This window comes from Parabacteroides sp. AM17-47 (genome assembly GCF_003434625.1).
GTDB classification, from domain to species: Bacteria; Bacteroidota; Bacteroidia; order Bacteroidales; family Tannerellaceae; genus Parabacteroides; species Parabacteroides distasonis.
This window is the reverse complement of the sequence record NZ_QTLI01000006.1, coordinates 136,280-155,781: the sequence shown is the minus strand read 5'-3', so window position 1 is coordinate 155,781 and position 19,502 is coordinate 136,280. Positions and strand designations below refer to the sequence as shown.

Here is a 19,502-nt window from a genome sequence, read left to right as displayed (position 1 = left end):
TTAAAAGAATTATAAGTAATGGTAGAAGGTAAAGAATTCCGGGAACTTATGTTACAAGTTGTCCGCACACGCATGGCATTTCGTCGGTCTATGCAACGAACGCTGAAAAAGAACAACGCCGGTATAACATTTGAGATGCTTCAAATCTTGAGTTGCCTATGGCACGAACAAGGTATCACCCAACAGGTCTTGGCAGAGAGAACGGCAAAGGATAAGGCTTGTCTGACAAACCTAATGAACAATTTAGAGAAGAAAGGCTACGTCCATCGGAAAGAAGATCCCGAGGACCGGAGGAACAAACTGGTTTTCCTAACCCCGGAAGGAGAAGAATTCAAAAAGCAAATTCGCCCGATCCTTGATCAGGTTTATGTACATGCGGAGCATATTATCGGAATAGAGAACGTAGAAACCATGTTATCCGAATTAAAAGCAGTACATAATGTCCTTGAGAATATATAAAAAGCACGTATTGAGCCTCTTTTGTATGACGGTCGCTACATTTCCGGCAATCGCCCAAACCGATTCGCTCTTCTTGACCATCGACCAGCTTTTCGAGAGAGGCGTACGGCATAGTCTGCAGATCCAAGCAGACGTCTTAAAAGAATCGATAGCGCAAGAGAGAACCCATACGGCACGTTCCGCACAATTGCCAGACCTGCAAATCGGCTTGAAAGGTGGATATGTAGGGCAACCGATCCTCTTTGAGCAAGGACTCGCCCATCCGACTCGCCCGGAAGCGCCCGATTGGTCCCAGAACTATGCCATCGACCTTACCCAACCGATATACCAAGGCGGTAAAATCCGGTATTCCATCCGGAAAGCGGATCTGGAGAAAGAAGTCGCCTCTTTACAAACGCTCACAGACCAGAGTGAGATCAAGCTCGGTCTATTAAATCAATACATCGGTCTTTTCAGCCTGTTTAAACAACGTGAGGTGCTTTCCCGTAATATCGAGGAATCGGAACGCCGCCTGCAAGATATCCGGCGTATGAAAAAAGAGGGACTGATAACCAATAACGACGTATTAAGAAGCGAGATGCAATTAACCAACGACCGCCTATCCTTGCAAGAAACGGATAATAGCCTCATACTGGTATCACAGCAATTGGATATCCTGATCGGTCTCGATGAAAATCTATTGCTCAAACCAGATACCACGTTACTGGACCAAACCGTATCTTTAGAAACTTACGAAGATTATGTAGCCCAAGCCTATTCCAATGATCCGGCGATACGTCTACTCCGGAAACAAACAGAGTTAGCCCAAAATGATATACGTTTGACTAAAGCCTCCTCGCTACCCAGCCTATCGCTATATGCGTCGAACACATTGGCACGTCCAGTCTCCCGAACATTAGCGGATATGTACAATAACAACTGGAACATAGGGCTGTCGCTCTCCTACCCTTTATCCTCTTTATATAAAAACAACCATAAGATAAAGGAAAGCAAATGGATGGTCTCGTTACATAAAAACGAGGAGGAACAGAAAAAGCAGAAAATCCGCATGGAAGTACGCACCGCGTTCTTACGTCATAAGGAGGCTCTACAAGAAGTGGAAGCCTTGAAGTTATCCGTACGGCAAGCTCAAGAGAACTATAGGATCATGCAAAACCGGTATTTAAACCAATTGGCGATCCTAACCGACTTACTCGACGCGAACTCGGTTCTCCTCAATGCGGAGCTACAGCTCACGAATACCCGTACCCACGTGATTTACACTTACTATCAACTACAGAAGGCTTGCGGCCGTCTCTAAAAAGAAACAACGACTATGGCAAACGAATTAAAAGAGAAACATCAAAGACTAAAGAAAGTAAGGACACGGAATATAGTATTAAACTCCATATGTATCCTTTTAGCCGGTTCCGGCATTTGGTGGACAGCCAATTATTTCTGGCGTTACATCAATTATGAGGTGACAAACGATGCCTTTGTGGACCAATATATCGCCCCACTAAATATACGTGCCTCCGGCTACATAAAAGAGGTCCGTTTCAAGGAACACCAGTACGTTCACCAAGGGGACACACTTCTCATACTGGACGATCGGGAATATCGGATCAAGGTAAAAGAGGCAGAGGCTGCGTTGATCGATGCCCAAGGATCACAAGACGTACTTCGTTCCGGTATCGAGACCTCCCATACGAACATCGCCGTACAAGACGCCAACATCGCCGAGGCTAAAGCCAAGCTTTGGCAACTGGAACAGGATTATCACCGATTTGAGCGGCTGCTGAAAGAAGAATCGGTCCCCGAGCAACAATACGAGCAATCCAAAGCCGCTTTCGAGGCGGCGCAAGCCCGATATCAGGCGTTGGTGGAACAAAAGAAAGCCGCTTTCTCCCAATTCACCGAAACCAGCAAGAAGACAACAGGAGCCGAGGCGGCGATCTTACGAAAAGAAGCGGATCTGGATTTAGCGAGGTTAAACCTTTCCTATACCGTTATAACCGCCCCTTACGACGGTCATGTAGGCAGACGGACCTTAGAGCCCGGACAATACGTGCAAGCCGGACAAACGATATCCTACCTCGTACGAGATAAAGACAAATGGATCACGGCCAATTACAAGGAGACCCAGATCCCCCACATCTATATCGGGCAAAAAGTACGTATCAAGGTAGACGCGTTGCCGGGAAAGATATTCAACGGGGAGGTAACCGCAATCTCCGACGCCACAGGCTCCAAATACTCATTGGTCCCGACCGACAATTCCGCCGGAAACTTCGTCAAGGTACAACAACGTATCCCGGTACGGATAGACTTGGAAAATCTATCGCAAGAAGATACGCAATACTTAAGAGCAGGCATGATGGTTGAAACAGAAGCCTTACGCAAATGATCACGATGAAAGAGCTTGGGGCACCGATCCGCCAATGGGTGCCGGACTGGTTAGGATTGATTTGCATCTTCATCGTTATCCTTCCGGTTACGATGCTAAACGGTTCGTACACCGGCAGTATGCTGGAGGTATCAAACACGCTAGGCACGAACACCGAGGATATAACCATGGGATATTACGCGGCAGCAGCGGGAATGGCGGTATCCTATCCGATTATTCCGAAGATATTAGAAGCCTTCTCTATAAAATTCTTATTGTTAGCGGATTTAGTCGCCCAGTTCTTCTTAAGCTGGATCTGTGCCCGCTCCCAGAACGCCGACATATTGATCGTCTGTAGTTTCGCGATAGGTTTCCTAAAAGGGTTTCTCATGCTGTGGTTTATCCGGTACGCACAAAAGATATTCAGCCCTAAAAATATACGTAGCCAATTCTACTCCTACTTCTATCCTTTTGTTTTCGGAGGGGGACAAGCGTCCATGCTTGTTACCGCACAGTTAGCCTACCATTATGACTGGAAATATATGTATTATTTCATGATGCTGATGATCTTATTGGCCATACTAGTGGTAATCATCTGCTTCCGCCATAACCGGCCGATCAAGTCCATCCCCTTGGCCGATCTACACATCCGGGAAATGTTCATCATATCCACCGGATTGTTAATGCTTATGTATGTCATTAATTACGGGAAAGTACTCGACTGGATGGCATCCCCCAAGATTTGCCTTTATATCATGATCGCCCCGATATTGATCGCTTTATTTATTTGGTATCAATATCATTCGGAACGTCCGTACGTGAATCTGGCGCCTTTATACCAGCCGAAAGCCATTATCGGTTATTTCTATATGATGCTTGTCATGTTTTTCAGTACTTCGACTACCTTGTTGACCAGCTACCTGACCAGTATCTTAAAGGTAGACAGTACCCATACCTATTCCCTTTATACTTATTTGCTTCCGGGATATGTCTTGGGGGCGTTCATCTGTTTTTGGTGGTTCCGGTGGCAACGTTGGCGGTTTCGTTTCTTGATAGCGGGAGGAATGAGTTGTTTCGTCCTGTTCTTCGGGAGCCTTTATTTCGGGATCTCACCGGATAGCAGATACGAGATACTCTACTTTCCTATATTCCTCAGGGGATTGGGCATGATGATTCTAATCATAGCTTTCGCCTTATTTGCCGTGGAAGATTTAAATCCTAAATATTTATTGTCAAACGCTTTCTTTCTCATCATTTTCCGTTCGGTACTATCCCCTATCATGGCGACTTCTTTTTACAGTAATATACTATATCGCTTGGAACAAAAATATATGTATTCCTTATCAGAAACCGTTACGCTGGCCGATCCTCTAGCCGCCTCACGCTATAATCAGGCGCTTGGCAACGCCTTGACCCAAGGGCATCCCTACAACGAGGCAGCGCAAATGGCTACCAATACACTCTATAATACGTTACAGCAACAAAGCTTATTATTGGCGTTAAAAGAGATACTGGGGTATTTATTAGTCATCTCCTTATGCATAGCGATCGTATCCCGTTTTATTCCATTCCATAAAACCGTCCGTGTTACATTCGCCAAGACAGGTGATGATATGGTTTGATCAAACTATGCCCGGCTGCAAATCTATCAGCCGGTATCTGCCTTTTTGTCATTTATAGTTTATCCGAAACATTTTGGCATTCGTTTTGTATAGGAATAGGCGGATCTTGAGAATGATCAAGATCAGGAATACGCACAAAATAACAATAAAAATAATAAGATATTCAGACTATGAGCAGTAAACAAGGTAACATCGGAGTAACATCGGAAAACATCTTTCCGATTATCAAGAAGTTCTTATACAGTGATCACGAAATCTTCCTTCGTGAACTTGTTTCTAATGCGGTAGACGCTACCCAGAAGTTAAAAACGCTTTCTTCCGTAGGCGAGTTTAAAGGCGAACTCGGCGATTTGACCGTACAGGTTAAGTTCGATGACAAAACGATCACGATCTCTGACCGGGGTATCGGTATGACGGCCGAGGAGATCGATAAGTACATCAACCAGATCGCTTTCTCCGGCGCCGAGGAGTTCGTTGAGAAATACAAGAACGACGCCGCTTCTATCATCGGTCACTTCGGTCTTGGTTTCTACTCCTCTTTCATGGTTTCCAAGAAAGTAGAGATCGTGACGAAATCATACAAAGAAGGCGCTGTTCCCATGAAATGGAGCTGCGACGGTACGCCGGAATACTCTTTGGAGGAAACGACGAAAGAGGATCGCGGTACCGATATCATCCTGTATATCGACGACGAGAACAAGGATTTCTTGAACAAGGATAAGATCAATGGCTTATTGACAAAATACTGCCGTTTCTTACCGGTTCCTATCGCGTTCGGCAAGAAGCAAGAGTGGAAAGATGGTAAATATGTAGATACGGACGAAGATAACGTAATCAACGACACCAAACCGGCGTGGGTTCGCAAACCGGCCGATATGACCGACGAGGATTACAAGAAGTTCTATCGCGACTTATATCCTATGACGGATGAGCCGTTGTTCTGGATTCACTTGAACGTAGACTATCCGTTCAACTTGACCGGTATCTTATATTTCCCTCGCATCAAGAGCAATATCGACTTGCATCGTAACAAGATCCAGTTATATTGCAACCAAGTATTCGTTACGGATTCCGTAGAGGGTATCGTTCCTGAGTTCTTGACATTATTGCATGGTGTGTTGGATTCGCCGGATATCCCGTTGAACGTATCCCGTTCCTATTTGCAAAGCGATCAGAACGTGAAGAAGATCTCCAACCACATCACGAAGAAGGTGGCAGACCGCTTGGAAGAGATCTTCAAGAACGACCGCCCGCAGTTCGAGGAGAAATGGGATAGCTTGAAACTATTCATCCAATATGGTATGTTGACTGATGAGAAGTTCTACGACCGCGCGGTTAAGTTCGCCTTATTCAAGGACGTCGAAGGCAAATACTTCACTTTCGAGGAATACAAGAACTTAATCAAGGACAACCAGACAGACAAAGAGGGTAACTTAATCTATCTGTATACCACCAATAAAGACGAGCAATACAGCTATATACAAGCCGCAAAGGACAAAGGTTACAGCGTCTTGGAAATGGACGGACAATTGGATGTACACTTGATCGGACAATTGGAGCAGAAGTTCGAGAAGAGCCGCTTCGTTCGTGTGGATAGCGATACGATCGATAACCTGATCCGCAAGGAAGACTCGAGTAAGGTAACCTTGAGCGAGGAGCAGAAAACGGCCATGCAGGAAGTATTCAAGAGTCAGATGCCGAAATTGAACAAGACCGAGTTCTACGTAACATTCGAGGCATTGGGCGAAAACGCGAACCCTGTCATGTTGACACAAAGCGAGTATATGCGAAGAATGCGTGAGATGTCCGCTATGCAACCGGGTATGTCTTTCTATGGCGAGATGCCGGATAGCTTCAACTTCGTATTGAATACGGATCATCCGTTGATCAAGAAAGTATTAACTGAAGAGGAGCAAGCTTGCGACGAGAAGTTAAAACCGATCCTTAGCGATATCAAAGGATGGGAGGCTCGTCAAGCCGACTTACGTGAGGCTCAAAGCAAAAAGAAAGAAGATGAGATCACGGCGCAAGAGAAAGAGGATATGACCAACACCGACCATAAGCTGGATGAGCTTCGTGAGCAACGCAACCAAGTTCTGGCCGAGTACGCCGGCACGAACAAGACAGTTAGTCAGTTGATCGACCTTGCTTTGTTAGGAAACGGTATGCTGAAGGGAGAGGCCTTAAGCCAATTCATCAAACGTAGCGTAGAACTGATCGGATAAACCAATCCTCACATATATAAAAAACCGTTCCTTCTCGGGGGAACGTTTTTTTTAGTTTCAGCCCACGACATCCTCGACCACTTTCCGTAACCTATCCAAGCTCATCTCGCCGGATTGTCTCCACAAAGCCTCCCCTTTCCGTAGCAGGATAAAAGTAGGAATCGATTCCACCGTATACAAATCGGCAAGAGCGCTCTCCTCCTCGATATTGATTTGTACCACTTCTAATTTTCCTTTCTCCAATTCCTTGAACTCCTTCACGATCGGCATCATTTTCTGGCAATGAGGGCACCAATCCGCATAAAACTCAGCCATGACCAAAGCACCGGTCTCCATAACGGTCTTATTCCGCTCTTCCCTATTCAATTCTTTCTCTTTCATAACATCATCTGTTTTAATTGTATTGATAACTCAACAATACGAAAAAACAAAATGTTTATGTTTCTAAAGAAATACTTCTTACATTTGGAGAAGAAAAACAGATTGGGTTCATATGAGGAAAATAACCGTTATCATAGCCTTATTCCTTGCTGCCATTCAGATTGTTTCCGCCCAGAAAGTAGGGTTGGTACTCAGTGGCGGCGGTGCCAAAGGAGCGGCACATATCGGAGTGATCAAGGCGCTGGAAGAAAATAATATACCGATCGATTACATTACCGGTACCTCCATCGGGGCGATTATCGGTAGTTTATACGCCATGGGATATTCCCCCGAGGAGATGCTGGAGCTGATGCTTTCCAAGGAGTTCGCCTATTGGCAAACAGGTACGGTGGAGGAGCAATATACCTATTATTTCAAGGAGCCTTACCCGACCCCGGAATTCGCGCATTTCTCCATCGACATGTCCGATTCCCTACAGATCAAGGCTAGCTTCTTACCGCAAAGCTTGATCAATCCCATACAGATGAATCAGGCGTTCATGGCCTTGTTCTCGCAGGCGACGGCAAAGGCGGGGTGGAATTTCGACAACCTGTTTGTCCCTTTCCGTTGCGTGGCCTCGGATATATATACCAAAAAGCCGATCATCTTTAAGAATGGGGATCTGGGAGACGCCGTACGTGCCTCCATGACTTTCCCGTTTTTCTTCCAGCCCATATGGAAAGACAGTATTCCTTTATTCGATGGAGGTATCTACGATAATTTCCCGGTAGGCCCGATGAAAGACGCGTTCCACCCGGATTTCATTTTCGGATCGACAGTATCGGGAGGGAACAAAAAGCCTTCGGAGAATCCTTATAACCAGATCGAGACCATGATCATGCAAAAGACCGACTATGAGGTACCGGAAGAAGATGGCATGATGATTAAATTCAGTTTCCCTACCGTCTCCTTATTGGATTTCCAGAAAGGCAAGGAGCTTATGGACATCGGTTATAAACGTACCCTTTCCATGATCGACTCCATCAAGCAACGGGTTCCCCGGGAAGTGCCGTTAAATGAGGTTACCGAAAGAAGAAAAGCCTATAAAGAGAACCTTCCCTCGCTGATCTTCCGCAATATTTACGTGACGGGCGTATCCGAGGCCCAGCGTAAATACATAGAGGCCCAATTACACAGGGATATCAATAACGAGTTCTCCATGGAAGAGTTCAAGCGGGCTTATTTCAAGATGCTGACCTATTCCAAGATTAGGGAAATCATGCCGCATGCCGTTTATAACCGGAAAGAGAAGAAATTCGATCTTTATCTGGACGTGAAGATGAAAGAAGAGATCACGGTTGGCTTCGGTGGAAACGTATCGTCTCATCAAGCGAATCAATTATACCTAGGATTGGGGTATCAATATCTGGGACGGTTCGCCGCCGACGTAAACTCGAACTTTCAAGTGGGTAACTCCTTTAGTGGTGTCATGTTGAGTGGCCGGATGTACCTGCAAACGCAAATCCCCACTTATTTAAATTGGCAAGGAGTCTTCTCGGACAAGAAATATACGGAAAGCCAATCCCTCTTTTATGAGGATATAGTGCCCGCCATGATTAAGCAGAAAGAACTGTACATGAAACTAAAATTAGGCTTCCCCTTCCTCAACCACGCGAAAGCGGAGATCGGGTTCGCCTACGGACGGTTGAACGATTTCTATTTGCAGAGCACCACGATACCTTTCCCGAACGCCTCTTTCGACCATAGCTGGTACGATTTATTCAGCGGTTCGTTAAGTATCGAGCAAAACTCACTCAACGCCAAACAATACCCGATAAGCGGAAAACAGCAATTCCTAATCGCCCAATACGTAACCGGTACGGAGAAGTACACTCCATCCCCCACTTCCGCCACGACGGAAGCCCCGATTGGTCGCAAAGTGCATAGCTGGCTGCAACTGAAAGGGCGCTGGAACCAATACCAGACGCTGAGCAACCGTTTCAACTTAGGTTATTTGGCGGAAATGGTCATATCCAGCAAGAACCTCATGAATAACTATACGGCTAGCGTATTACAGGCCCCGGCGTTTACCCCGACACCCCATAGCGAGATTGTATTCAACGAGGCGTTCCGGGCGAACCAATATGTGGCTTTCGGGCTTTCCCCGATCTTGAAGTTAAGCAAGCTTCTGCACTTCCGGTTGGATATGTATGGCTTCGCTCCGCTCTATGAAATACAAAAGACGGTGCCGGAAAACAACCCGTATGTCGGAATCCCACATTATGGTAAGTTTTTGCACTCGTTTAATTATATGGGTGAAGCGGCGGTCGTATTGCAATTGCCATTTTTATGTATAAGTCTGTACGCCAACGGATACAGTTATCCGAAGGAGAATTTCAACTTTGGCTTAAACATTGGTTATCTGATCTTCAATCCAAAAATGTTAGATTAAATTCGCAAAAAAGTAGTCGAAACGTTTGCATATTTAAAACAAAAACGTACCTTTGCACTCGCAATCACGAAACAATGGCCGCGTAGCTCAACTGAATAGAGTAGCTGACTACGGATCAGCCGGTTACAGGTTTGAATCCTGTCGCGGTCACCATTCGAAGATAGCAATAGAATATATCTTGGCTCCTTAGCTCAACTGAATAGAGCATCTGACTACGGATCAGAAGGTTAAAGGTTTGAATCCTTTAGGAGTCACTTGAATATTCAAATTCATTTACAGATTGGCTCGCTAGCTCAACTGAATAGAGCATCTGACTACGGATCAGAAGGTTATAGGTTTGAATCCTATGCGAGTCACTTGAGAATCCTTATTTCATCCAGCGTCTTCGGAAGCAATGAAATAAGGATTTTTTCAATTTCTACCGGTCGTATCATTATTATTCATATATTCGCAGTTAATACAAAGAATATTTTATTTAAGATAAAAGGTAAACACTTGAAAGCACACTATAAAACTTCTATAGCCATAAGTCTAATCGTCATTATCGTATTAGTGATCTTACGTACCACTGTTACCGGACAAGATAGCATCAAATTCATCGACGATACCGATGATCAGCCAATAGATCAACAAAACAGCGACTCTATAGACCTTCGTTATTCCAATGAGTACCAAAGTTGGAAACAAACCTCGGACACGACTTTCCGCAGTTTGTTTAATGGGAACCAACAAGCTGATATCTTGGCCGAACATCCCGTAATGGTGGTATTATGGGCAGGATACGCTTTCTCCAAAGATTATCTAAGTCCCAGAGGGCATATGTATTCCATAGAAGATCTATACAAAAGCCTGCGGACCGGCTCTCCCATGACCCCGACGAGTGGCCCCCAGCCTGCCGCATGCTGGGCATGTAAAAGTCCGGACATACCCCGCTTATTAACGACCACCGATGCCAAGACCTTATATAAGAAGAAATGGGCGGAGCTAGGCAACGAGATCGTAAATCCAATCGGATGCGCAGACTGCCATGAACCGCAAAGCATGGGATTGCGCGTGACCCGCTCATTCTTGAAAAGTGCCTATAAGCGCAACGGATTACGTATAGAGGACGCAACCGAGCAAGAGATGCGATCTCTAGTATGCGCCCAATGCCACGCCGAATATTATTTCCAAGGAGAAGATCGTATACTAACCTTACCTTGGGATCAAGGTTATACGGTAGAAAATATAGAAGCCTATTACGATAGCATAAACTTCACCGATTTCACCCATAAATTAAGCCGGGCACATTTGATAAAGGCGCAACATCCGGATTTCGAGTTATTCCAGATGGGCATTCACGGGCAAAGAGGCGTTTCCTGCGGAGAATGCCATATGCCTGCTGTCGGGGAAGATGAGAACCGGTACAACAACCATCATATCAAAAGCCCGTTGGCGATGATAGACCGTACTTGCCAAGCCTGCCACCGGGAAAGTGAGGAGACCTTACGCAAGGATGTTTATGAACGGCAAAACAAAGTCTACGCCATACGCATGCGTGTAGAGGAAGAATTGACAAAAGCCCATATAGAAGCGAAATTCGCTTGGGACAAAGGCGCTACGGAATCTCAAATGAAAAACGTATTAAAACTGCTCCGGCAGGCACAATGGCGTTGGGACTTCGCCGTGGCCTCACATGGGGCGGCTTTCCACGCGCCCCAAGAAGTCACACGTATCTTGGGCAGCGGACTCGATAAGGCTACCCAAGCCCGCATCCAGATCATGAAGGTCTTAGCGCAGCTAGGCTATACCCAAGATGTTCCGATGCCGGATATCTCCACAAAAGCGAAAGCCCAGCAATATATCGGCCTCGATATGGAAGCCGAGCAACAGGCCAAACAAAAGTTTTTAGAAACCGTCATCCCCCAATGGCAGGAAGAAGCGAGAGCCAATAAACGATTCATCGAAGGTAATTAAGTTCTTTCCTCCAGCTCCAATCCCGGGGTATAAGGTAGCGAGATCGTAAACTTACTACCTACGCCAACCTCGGATTCCAACGATATGCTTCCATGAAACGTATGAACGATACTCTGGCAGATCGCTAACCCCAAGCCTGTACCTTGAGCAAACTCATCCAGTTTCTGGAAACGCTCGAATACCTTTTCCTTTTTATCATCAGGAATGCCCTTACCCGTATCTTTCACGGAAATAAGGATCGATTTTCCATCTGCGCTAAGTTCGTATCCGATCTCGATATATCCCTTAGCGGTAAACTTCACCGCATTATTAATGAAATTGGTACAAACCTGCGTCAACCGGAAATGATCCGAACGGATGATAAGAGGTTCATGGGGAACCCTTATCTTTAACTCCACTCCCTCCGGCATCATCAATTGATGCGTATGGAAGATATCTCCCATCAGTTTACTCAGATCGAGGTTCTCATAAGAGAAAGACATGCTACCGGATTCTATGCGTGATAGATCCAAGATATCGTTGATCAGCTTAAGCAACAGGTCACTGTTTTTGGTAATCAGATCTATAAACTCCGCCTTTTCCTCCGGTTCCAAAGGCATATCCGAATTGAGCAATTGGGAGAAGCCTACGATCGCATTCAGAGGCGTACGTATCTCATGGCTCATATTCGCCAGAAAGACTAATTTCATCCGATCGGATTCCTCCGCTTTCCGGCGGGCGGCTATAAGGCTATTCTCCGTGTCTTTTATCCGCTGGATATTCAAGCATAAGCCACTTACCTCAACAGCTTCGTCATCGGAAACCGAATCTTTCTCATTCTTATTTTGGGCATAGCGAAATTCCCACCACTCATACCCCTTCTTATTAAAGTTACAACGACGTTGCGTCACTTTCCGGGAAAGAAAGCCACTATCCAGCAGATTCCGGTCTCGAAGGAAATTATCCAGTTCTTCAGGATGTATAGCATCCTGAAACTCCTCGATTTTCATCGGTACACAGGGCATACCTAAATAATGGTAGAATCTATTATCAAACTCGAATACCCCTTTGCTATACCGAAAAGCGAAAATGTTGCCGCTATCCAACGCAAAAGAAAGAAAAGTCTTCTCCCTTTTTAACTTCTCCTGCGCATCCTTCTTATGTAAAGCCTCCTGTATATATCGCTTTCTTTGGTAACTAAAAAGCAGAAGCAACATCACCACCAGAATAAAGCCGGCAGCCCATATATAATATTTATATTGAACGACAAACGGCATATTCGCGATAATAGCTCCTTCCGGCAATTTACTACTATCAATGCCCCAACGTTCTAACACACCGTAATCAAAAACATAAGCCTTGTTACTCTCTTCGATTTGCGGAAAATCGGACGGGGGCGTTCCTTTCAAGATAGAGACGACCCGGTTTACAGCTGCCTCTACCTCATCCTTAAAGACAGTTACATACCCGCCAACTACGCCATTCTGATTTCCGATCAACTCATTGATCACGGAGAAACATGGAAAGGCGCTGAGCCGCCCCAACGAGATTGTCATATAATCCCTCTTGGTTGCCAGATACGCTTTATTATAATAATTCTCGCCGAATCCCTTAATCAGGGCATTCGCCGATTTCGTACTGAGTGTGCTTATATACATCGTATCCGGCTTTATCTTAGGTATATCCGATATCGAAATCCCGTTCTTTCCGGATAAACGTACCCGATCCAAGGAATATATATTGTTCACGGCACAAATATCCTGAATCTGCGCATTCATGTCCGCCAGCATCATATTATCCTGAAAGGTATCGTCCGAGACTCTTATGACGATGCAATTACCAACAAGCCGCCGTATCAATTCTATATTCCTCTTATAATCCGGTTTATCATAAAAGCCCATCATATTCGGATATTTCCGGATGATCGGGATATTGGGATAACTAACCCCCATAAACACGACCGGGATCGATTTAGCGAGGGGATGCCTGCTACTTATCAAAGCGTTCAAGGCTTGATCGTCATTGACCAGAATAATATCCGGGTTCCATGTCGATAACTCATTCAGTTTCTTGAATAATTTCTGTCGCTGTTGCTTCTCCGAATATTGCTCACAATCCAAATAAAAAGAATAGACACTCGCATGTATCCCCTTCTTCCGCAAATCACTCGACATGATTTCCTTCATCTTCTCATAGGCGGGAAAATGTTTTTCGTAAGATTGAATCACGAGTATACGCTTCTCCTCCGATAAGTCTGTAGAGGATTTACATGATATACAGGTAACAAAGAGAAATATGATGGAATTATTCCAAATAAGCGCTTAGCTGGCATATCGTTCCTTTAAGGTGTTTTCTATGACTTTACAAAACTAAAGATTTATTTCGTACATTTGAGCATATTTTTCACGAAATACAATCAAAACATCAAATATATGAAACAAGAAATCCAACTGAACGAACACAACAAGCAAGAGTATCCTCCTATGCACACGGCGGAACATATCTTAAACCAGACAATGGTACGGATGTTCGGATGTCCCAGATCCAAGAACGCACACATAGAGAGGAAGAAGTCTAAATGCGATTATCTATTGGCGGAAGAGCCCAGCGCGGAGGTCATGGCCGAGGTTGAGAAGAAGATAAACGAGGTGATCGACCGGCACCTGCCCGTAACCATCGAGTTCATGCCAAAAGAAAAGGCCGGCGGTATCGTGGATTTAAGTAAATTGCCCGATGATGCCAGCGACACATTACGTATCGTACGCATAGGCGATTACGATGCCTGCGCATGTATCGGATCGCACGTGGCGAATACATCCGAGATCGGACATTTCAAGCTGTTGAATTACGACTATGCTGACGGGAGATTACGGCTACGTTTCAAATTGGTATAAAATTTAAAGCAAGCGCAAACGGTCAAATAAAAATATTTTATGTAAGTTTGCAAGCGATTAAAGGAACATTTTAATACAGACATTAAATACAATAGTTATGCAAACAATTGACAATTTCAATTTTGCCGGCAAAAAGGCATTTGTAAGAGTTGACTTTAACGTTCCATTGGACGAAAACTTCAACATCACCGACGACACTCGTATGCGTGCCGCTCTTCCTACATTAAAGAAGATCTTAGCGGATGGTGGTAGCGTAATTATCGGTTCTCACCTAGGTCGTCCGAAAGGCGCTACTGATAAGTTCTCCTTAAAGCACATATTGAAGCACCTTTCTGAGTTGTTAGGCGTAGATGTTCAGTTTGCAAACGACTGTATTGGCGAAGAAGCCGGCGCTAAGGCTGCCGCTTTGCAACCGGGCGAAGCTTTGTTGCTTGAGAACCTTCGTTTCTACGCTGAGGAAGAAGGCAAACCAAGAGGTTTGGCTGAAGACGCTTCTGACGAGGAGAAGAAGGCTGCCAAGAAAGCCGTTAAAGAAAGCCAGAAAGAGTTCACGAAGAGATTGGCCTCTTACGCTGACTGCTATGTAAACGACGCGTTCGGTACCGCTCACCGTGCTCACGCTTCTACGGCTTTGATCGCTGACTACTTCGATACGGACAACAAGATGTTCGGTTATTTGATGGAGAAAGAAGTGAAGGCTGTCGATAAGGTTATGAACGACATCCAACGTCCGTTCACCGCTATCATGGGTGGTTCTAAGGTTTCCTCCAAGATCGAGATCATCGAGAACTTGTTGAACAAGGTAGACAACTTGATCATCACGGGTGGTATGACTTATACTTTCACGAAAGCGCAAGGCGGTAAGATCGGTAAGTCTATCTGCGAGGACGATAAGCTGGATCTTGCTCTTGATTTGATCAAGAAAGCGAAAGAAAAAGGCGTAAACTTGGTATTGGCTGTTGACGCTAAGATCGCTGACGATTTCAGCAACGACGCTAAGACTGATTTCGCTCCGGTAGATCAGATTCCTGATGGTTGGGAAGGTCTTGACATAGGTCCGAAGACCGAGGCTATCTACGCTGACGTTATCAAGAACTCTAAGACGATCCTTTGGAACGGTCCTACGGGTGTATTCGAGTTCGAGAACTTTACGCACGGATCTCGTACGGTTGGCGAGGCTATCGTTGAGGCTACGAAGAACGGCGCTTTCTCTTTAGTAGGTGGTGGCGACTCTGTTGCTTGCGTTAACAAATTCGGTTTGGCTAACGGCGTATCTTACGTTTCTACAGGTGGTGGCGCTCTTCTTGAGGCTATAGAAGGTAAGGTTCTTCCGGGTATCGCAGCTGTAAAAGGCGAGGCTTACAAATAATCAGATAAGTAAGTGATTTAATAAGAAATCCCCCGGGACGCTCGGTATTCATCGAGATGTCCCGGGGGATTTTCTTTGATTTAGTTCCGTATTAATCTTGTTTCAAGATCAAGGCGGAAGAGGCGCTTACGGTAGTTTTACCCTGTACGGAACCTTTACCGTCCAGATAAATCCGACCGTCTTTACAAACCGGAACCCATGTTCCTTCCGGCAGAGAAACCGTTACCGCCTTCCGGTTCCCGTTAAAGATAACCATAATCTTCTTCCAACTATCCCCGTTCGCATGTTCCCCTAAGGTATACGCTACGACACCGGGCTGGTTCACTTCTTGGAATTGAAGGGCCTCCCTCACTCCCTCGGCCGTGGCGATACGGAAAGCCGGGTGCGACTTACGAAGGGCGATCAAATCCTTGTAATAGTTGAAAACATCCTTGTTTTTTGCCTTCAAAGACCAGTCGATCTCATTGATTGAATCGGGCGATTGATAGCTGTTATGTACGCCCTTCTTATCGTGCAGCAACTCCTCTCCTGCCCGCATGAAGGGTACTCCTTGCGAGGTGAAGATGATGGTCTGGGCCAACTTGCCGAATCGTATCAACTCATCCGGGGTAGCGTCTTTCGGGGCCGAGAGCTTCAACTTATCCATCAAACAAAGATCATCGTGGCAAGAGACATAGTTGATCACTTGCGTAGGCTTGTTCGCATAAGGCGCTTTGCAATATAATATTTGGTTATAGTCGATTTGCGGATGGCGGATAGCGCCTACGATACCGAACTTAATAGACTCCTCGTTACCTTCCGGCTTTCCGGAGGCGAAACCGGCCTGTGTAGTCTCGAATACGCTTCCTTTTAAAGCATCCCGCAGGTCATCGCTAAATACGGCCACATCATTCAGTTTCGGGGCGTTTACCTTGATCGCCCTCTGATCCTCCGGTAGCGGGGAATCGCTGGCGGTCCAGCCCTCGCCGTATACGAAGATGGAAGGATCTAGTTTGGTTAACTCGGCTTTTACCTCGTTCATGGTCTCTACGTCATGGATGCCCATCAAGTCGAAACGGAAACCATCCACATGGTATTCCTCGGCCCAATATTTCACGGACTCCACAATATAGCGGCGTACCATCGCCCGCTCCGAAGCGGTCTCATTACCACAGCCGGAGGCATCCGAATAGCTTCCGTCCGGTTTATGACGGTAGAAGTAACCGGGGACGGTCAAGCTGAAATTCGACCCGTCACCCACAAAGGTATGATTGTAAACCACGTCCATGATCACACGGATACCATTCCGGTGCAACCCCCGCACCATCTCCTTGAACTCACGAATACGAGCCTCGGGATTGTAAGGATCGGTGGAATAGCTCCCCTCGGGGGCGTTATAGTTCTTGGGATCATATCCCCAATTGTACACATTATCTTGCAAGCGAGTCTCGTCCACCGAGCCATAGTCATAGGAAGGAAGGATGTGGACATGGGTAACGCCCAACTCCTTCAGATGATCCACGCCGGTAGCCACGCCGCCCGGACCTTTCGTGCCGTTCTCCGCCAAGGCGAGAAACTTACCTTTATGCGTCACGCCGGAGTTCGCGGCGATCGAGAAATCCCGATGATGCATCTCGTAGATGATAATATCGGAGAAGCTTTTCAACTCGGGAGATTTATCCGCCTCCCAGCCCTCCGGATCGGTAGCCGCCCAATCGATCACGGCCGCACGGTTTCCATTCACCCCGACGGCTTTCGCCCAGATACCGGGAGTCTCATCCAGCCATTTATCGCCGATACGGATCTGGAAGGTATAGAAGGAACCTTTCAGATCCTCGCTCACGGAGATACGCCACGTACCCTTGTCCGAGGATTTCATCGGCAACTGGCGGATAGGCTCCCCTCCCTCACCGGAGGCGTAAAGATTCAAGCGGACTTCTTCCGCCGTCGGGGCCCAAAGGGTGAACACGGATTTCGTGGGGGAATAGAACAACTCCAGATCGTCTCCCTCATAGGAAGGGTATTCATCAAAGGATTTGTATTCTTTCGGTGAGTTGCAGCTAAGCAACAGCGACAGGTATATAGATACCGGAACTAAGTGTCTCGTCATGGCTGATTCAGTAATTTGTTTTCAATCACAAAGATAGAAGATTCGAATCGGATTCGCCAACGAAACAGAAAAGAAGAGGCGAAAAATCTACCGCAAACGTTTTCGCCTCTTTCGCTCATTCATGCTATATTAGAACGGAACCTCGTTACTGCTACCTTGACTCAAGAAGTCAGCTCCCGCCGATGGGATCGGGGGCATCGGGTCTCCACCGTTCATGGTCGAGGAGAATTCCCTTACCGCTATATCTTCCTCTACGTTCATAAACTTGGCGAACTCGCTCTTAAAGCGCAGCCGGACATCCCCCACGGCACCGTTACGATGCTTGGCGATAATGATCTCGGCAAGACCGATCAGAGAATTTCCCCGCTCATCTTCCGTAATCTTATAATATTCGGGACGGTGGATGAAACATACCATATCGGCATCCTGCTCGATAGCTCCGGACTCACGCAAGTCGGCTAGCTGCGGACGCTTACCTTCCACGCCTTGACGGGCTTCCACACCACGGTTCAACTGCGACAAGGCGATGATCGGGATATTCAATTCCTTGGCCAATCCCTTCAACGAGCGGGAGATCGTACTCACCTCCTGCTCACGGCTACCGAAGTTCATACCGCTGGCGTTCATCAACTGAAGGTAGTCGATAATGATACATTTAATGCCATGCTCACGCACCAGACGACGGGCTTTCGTCCGCAGCTCGAAGACGGACAAGCTCGGGGTATCGTCCACGAAGATCGGGGCGTCGTAAAGCTCCTTGATCTTAAAATCCAGCTGTTCCCACTCGTAACTCTCCAAGCGTCCGCTCTTGATCTTCTCGCCCGGTATCTCGCAGACATTCACGATCAGACGGTTTACCAACTGCACGTTACTCATCTCGAGCGAGAACAGGGCGACAGGCGTATTGAAATTCACCGCCATATTCTTCGCCATGGAAAGGACGAAGGCCGTCTTACCCATGGCCGGACGGGCGGCGATAATGATAAGGTCTGAATTCTGCCAACCGGAAGTCATCTTATCCAAGCCCTCGAAGCCCGTACGCAATCCGCTCAGACCTTCCTTCTGGAGGGCCGCCTTTTGCAACATCTCCATAGCGTCCTTGATGACGGGGTTGATCTGGGTGACATCCTTCTTTACGTTACGTTGAGAGATCTCGAACAACTTACCCTCCGCCTCTTGCATCAGGTCCTCTACATCGAGCGTCTCATCAAATGCCTTTCCTTGGATCATCGCCGTGAAAGAGATCAACTCCCTCGCCAGATATTTCTGGGCGATGATACGGGCGTGATACTCGATATGGGCGCTGCTGGCCACCTTGCTGGTAAGTTGAGAGATATAGAACGGTCCGCCTACATCCTCCAATTCTCCCCGTTTCTTCAATTGCTCCGTTACGGTAAGCATATCCACGGGACGTTGGCTCAACGCCAAGTCTACGATAGCGGCATAAATCTTCTCATGCGCTTTCTCATAGAAACATTCCGGCTTCAAGATCTCGCTGACGATCGAGTACGCGTCTTTCTCCAGCATCAACGCACCCAACACAGCCTCCTCCAACTCACGGGCCTGTGGCTGAAGACGCCCCATATCGGGGAGCATCTCCACAGGCTTTTTCCTTCCTCTTCCTGTATTTCTTGTTCCTTCTGCCATCATTCTTTCTATTTGGGGAGTCAAAGGTAATATCTTTTACCCATTTCTGAAAAAGATTCTTTATATTTAGGAATTAAAACCTGTC

At 46.4% G+C, this 19,502-nt stretch carries 13 protein-coding genes and 3 tRNA genes; 12 read left to right on the top strand and 4 right to left on the bottom strand.

Annotation, left to right across the window (positions count from 1 at the left end; translation table 11 throughout):
• Positions 1 to 18 precede the first annotated feature (18 nt).
• The 5 genes from DW205_RS06235 to htpG all read left to right on the top strand — a co-directional run bounded on the left by DW205_RS06235 (position 19) and on the right by htpG (position 6,671).
• Positions 19 to 459: a MarR family winged helix-turn-helix transcriptional regulator gene (locus tag DW205_RS06235; protein ID WP_005857644.1), complete on the top strand. Its 441-nt coding sequence runs from the start codon at positions 19 to 21 to the stop codon at positions 457 to 459.
• Positions 440 to 1,759 carry a TolC family protein gene (locus tag DW205_RS06230; protein ID WP_005862958.1) on the top strand — a complete coding sequence of 440 codons (1,320 nt, stop codon included), beginning with the start codon at positions 440 to 442 and terminating at the stop codon, positions 1,757 to 1,759. Before DW205_RS06235 ends, DW205_RS06230 begins: the two co-directional genes overlap by 20 nt.
• Positions 1,760 to 1,774: 15 nt before the next feature.
• Positions 1,775 to 2,845, top strand: coding sequence for an HlyD family secretion protein (locus tag DW205_RS06225; RefSeq protein WP_005862960.1), 1,071 nt, complete (start codon positions 1,775 to 1,777; stop codon positions 2,843 to 2,845).
• Positions 2,842 to 4,446, top strand: coding sequence for an MFS transporter (locus tag DW205_RS06220; RefSeq protein WP_005862961.1), 1,605 nt, complete (start codon positions 2,842 to 2,844; stop codon positions 4,444 to 4,446). Before DW205_RS06225 ends, DW205_RS06220 begins: the two co-directional genes overlap by 4 nt.
• 170 nt (positions 4,447 to 4,616) lie before the next feature.
• The gene (htpG, locus tag DW205_RS06215; RefSeq protein WP_005862962.1) at positions 4,617 to 6,671 is read left to right on the top strand and encodes a molecular chaperone HtpG; all 2,055 of its coding nucleotides are present in this window, start codon (positions 4,617 to 4,619) and stop codon (positions 6,669 to 6,671) included.
• Between the two features lie 57 nt (positions 6,672 to 6,728).
• Here htpG and DW205_RS06210 read toward each other — a convergent pair whose 3' ends face one another.
• On the bottom strand, positions 6,729 to 7,052 hold the full coding sequence (locus tag DW205_RS06210; protein ID WP_005862963.1) for a co-chaperone YbbN: 324 nt from the start codon (positions 7,050 to 7,052) through the stop codon (positions 6,729 to 6,731).
• Between the two features lie 112 nt (positions 7,053 to 7,164).
• On the opposite strand from DW205_RS06210, the gene DW205_RS06205 reads away from it, so the two are divergent.
• The 5 genes from DW205_RS06205 (at position 7,165) to nrfA (ending at position 11,439) form a co-directional block, all read left to right on the top strand.
• Complete coding sequence (locus DW205_RS06205; RefSeq protein WP_005862964.1) at positions 7,165 to 9,483, top strand: patatin-like phospholipase family protein; 2,319 nt, start codon at positions 7,165 to 7,167, stop codon at positions 9,481 to 9,483.
• Positions 9,484 to 9,559: 76 nt separating this feature from the next.
• Positions 9,560 to 9,636, top strand: a tRNA-Arg gene (locus tag DW205_RS06200).
• Between the two features lie 27 nt (positions 9,637 to 9,663).
• Positions 9,664 to 9,737: transfer RNA gene (locus tag DW205_RS06195), tRNA-Arg, on the top strand.
• A gap of 28 nt (positions 9,738 to 9,765) precedes the next feature.
• Positions 9,766 to 9,839: transfer RNA gene (locus DW205_RS06190), tRNA-Arg, on the top strand.
• Positions 9,840 to 9,978: 139 nt separating this feature from the next.
• Positions 9,979 to 11,439, top strand: a complete 1,461-nt coding sequence (gene nrfA, locus DW205_RS06185) for an ammonia-forming cytochrome c nitrite reductase (protein WP_005862965.1) — start codon at positions 9,979 to 9,981, stop codon at positions 11,437 to 11,439.
• Here the strand turns inward: nrfA and DW205_RS06180 are convergent.
• Entirely contained in the window at positions 11,436 to 13,604 is a 2,169-nt protein-coding gene (locus DW205_RS06180; RefSeq protein ID WP_005862966.1) for a sensor histidine kinase, read from the bottom strand. The genes nrfA and DW205_RS06180 overlap by 4 nt on opposite strands.
• A 246-nt stretch (positions 13,605 to 13,850) precedes the next feature.
• Between DW205_RS06180 and DW205_RS06175 the strand changes: the two genes are divergently transcribed.
• A complete protein-coding gene (locus DW205_RS06175; RefSeq protein ID WP_005862967.1) occupies positions 13,851 to 14,312 on the top strand; it encodes a hypothetical protein in 462 nt (153 codons plus the stop codon).
• Between the two features lie 97 nt (positions 14,313 to 14,409).
• Positions 14,410 to 15,681 carry a phosphoglycerate kinase gene (gene pgk, locus DW205_RS06170; protein WP_005862970.1) on the top strand — a complete coding sequence of 424 codons (1,272 nt, stop codon included), beginning with the start codon at positions 14,410 to 14,412 and terminating at the stop codon, positions 15,679 to 15,681.
• Positions 15,682 to 15,772: 91 nt separating this feature from the next.
• On the opposite strand, the gene pulA is transcribed toward pgk, so the two are convergent.
• Positions 15,773 to 17,770 carry a type I pullulanase gene (pulA, locus tag DW205_RS06165; RefSeq protein ID WP_005862971.1) on the bottom strand — a complete coding sequence of 666 codons (1,998 nt, stop codon included), beginning with the start codon at positions 17,768 to 17,770 and terminating at the stop codon, positions 15,773 to 15,775.
• A gap of 129 nt (positions 17,771 to 17,899) precedes the next feature.
• Entirely contained in the window at positions 17,900 to 19,417 is a 1,518-nt protein-coding gene (gene dnaB / locus DW205_RS06160) for a replicative DNA helicase (RefSeq protein WP_008772408.1), read from the bottom strand.
• Between the last annotated feature and the right edge of the window lie 85 nt (positions 19,418 to 19,502).

Excerpts from the sequence above, each read along its gene's own strand:
- DW205_RS06235 (WP_005857644.1), top strand. The coding sequence starts at position 19 with ATGGTAGAAGGTAAAGAATTCCGGGAACTTATGTTACAAGTTGTCCGC.
- DW205_RS06230 (WP_005862958.1), top strand. The coding sequence starts at position 440 with ATGTCCTTGAGAATATATAAAAAGCACGTATTGAGCCTCTTTTGTATG.
- DW205_RS06225 (WP_005862960.1), top strand. The coding sequence starts at position 1,775 with ATGGCAAACGAATTAAAAGAGAAACATCAAAGACTAAAGAAAGTAAGG.
- DW205_RS06220 (WP_005862961.1), top strand. The coding sequence starts at position 2,842 with ATGATCACGATGAAAGAGCTTGGGGCACCGATCCGCCAATGGGTGCCG.
- htpG (WP_005862962.1), top strand. The coding sequence starts at position 4,617 with ATGAGCAGTAAACAAGGTAACATCGGAGTAACATCGGAAAACATCTTT.
- DW205_RS06210 (WP_005862963.1), bottom strand. The coding sequence starts at position 7,052 with ATGAAAGAGAAAGAATTGAATAGGGAAGAGCGGAATAAGACCGTTATG.
- DW205_RS06205 (WP_005862964.1), top strand. The coding sequence starts at position 7,165 with ATGAGGAAAATAACCGTTATCATAGCCTTATTCCTTGCTGCCATTCAG.
- DW205_RS06180 (WP_005862966.1), bottom strand. The coding sequence starts at position 13,604 with ATGAAGGAAATCATGTCGAGTGATTTGCGGAAGAAGGGGATACATGCG.
- DW205_RS06175 (WP_005862967.1), top strand. The coding sequence starts at position 13,851 with ATGAAACAAGAAATCCAACTGAACGAACACAACAAGCAAGAGTATCCT.
- pgk (WP_005862970.1), top strand. The coding sequence starts at position 14,410 with ATGCAAACAATTGACAATTTCAATTTTGCCGGCAAAAAGGCATTTGTA.
- pulA (WP_005862971.1), bottom strand. The coding sequence starts at position 17,770 with ATGACGAGACACTTAGTTCCGGTATCTATATACCTGTCGCTGTTGCTT.
- dnaB (WP_008772408.1), bottom strand. The coding sequence starts at position 19,417 with ATGGCAGAAGGAACAAGAAATACAGGAAGAGGAAGGAAAAAGCCTGTG.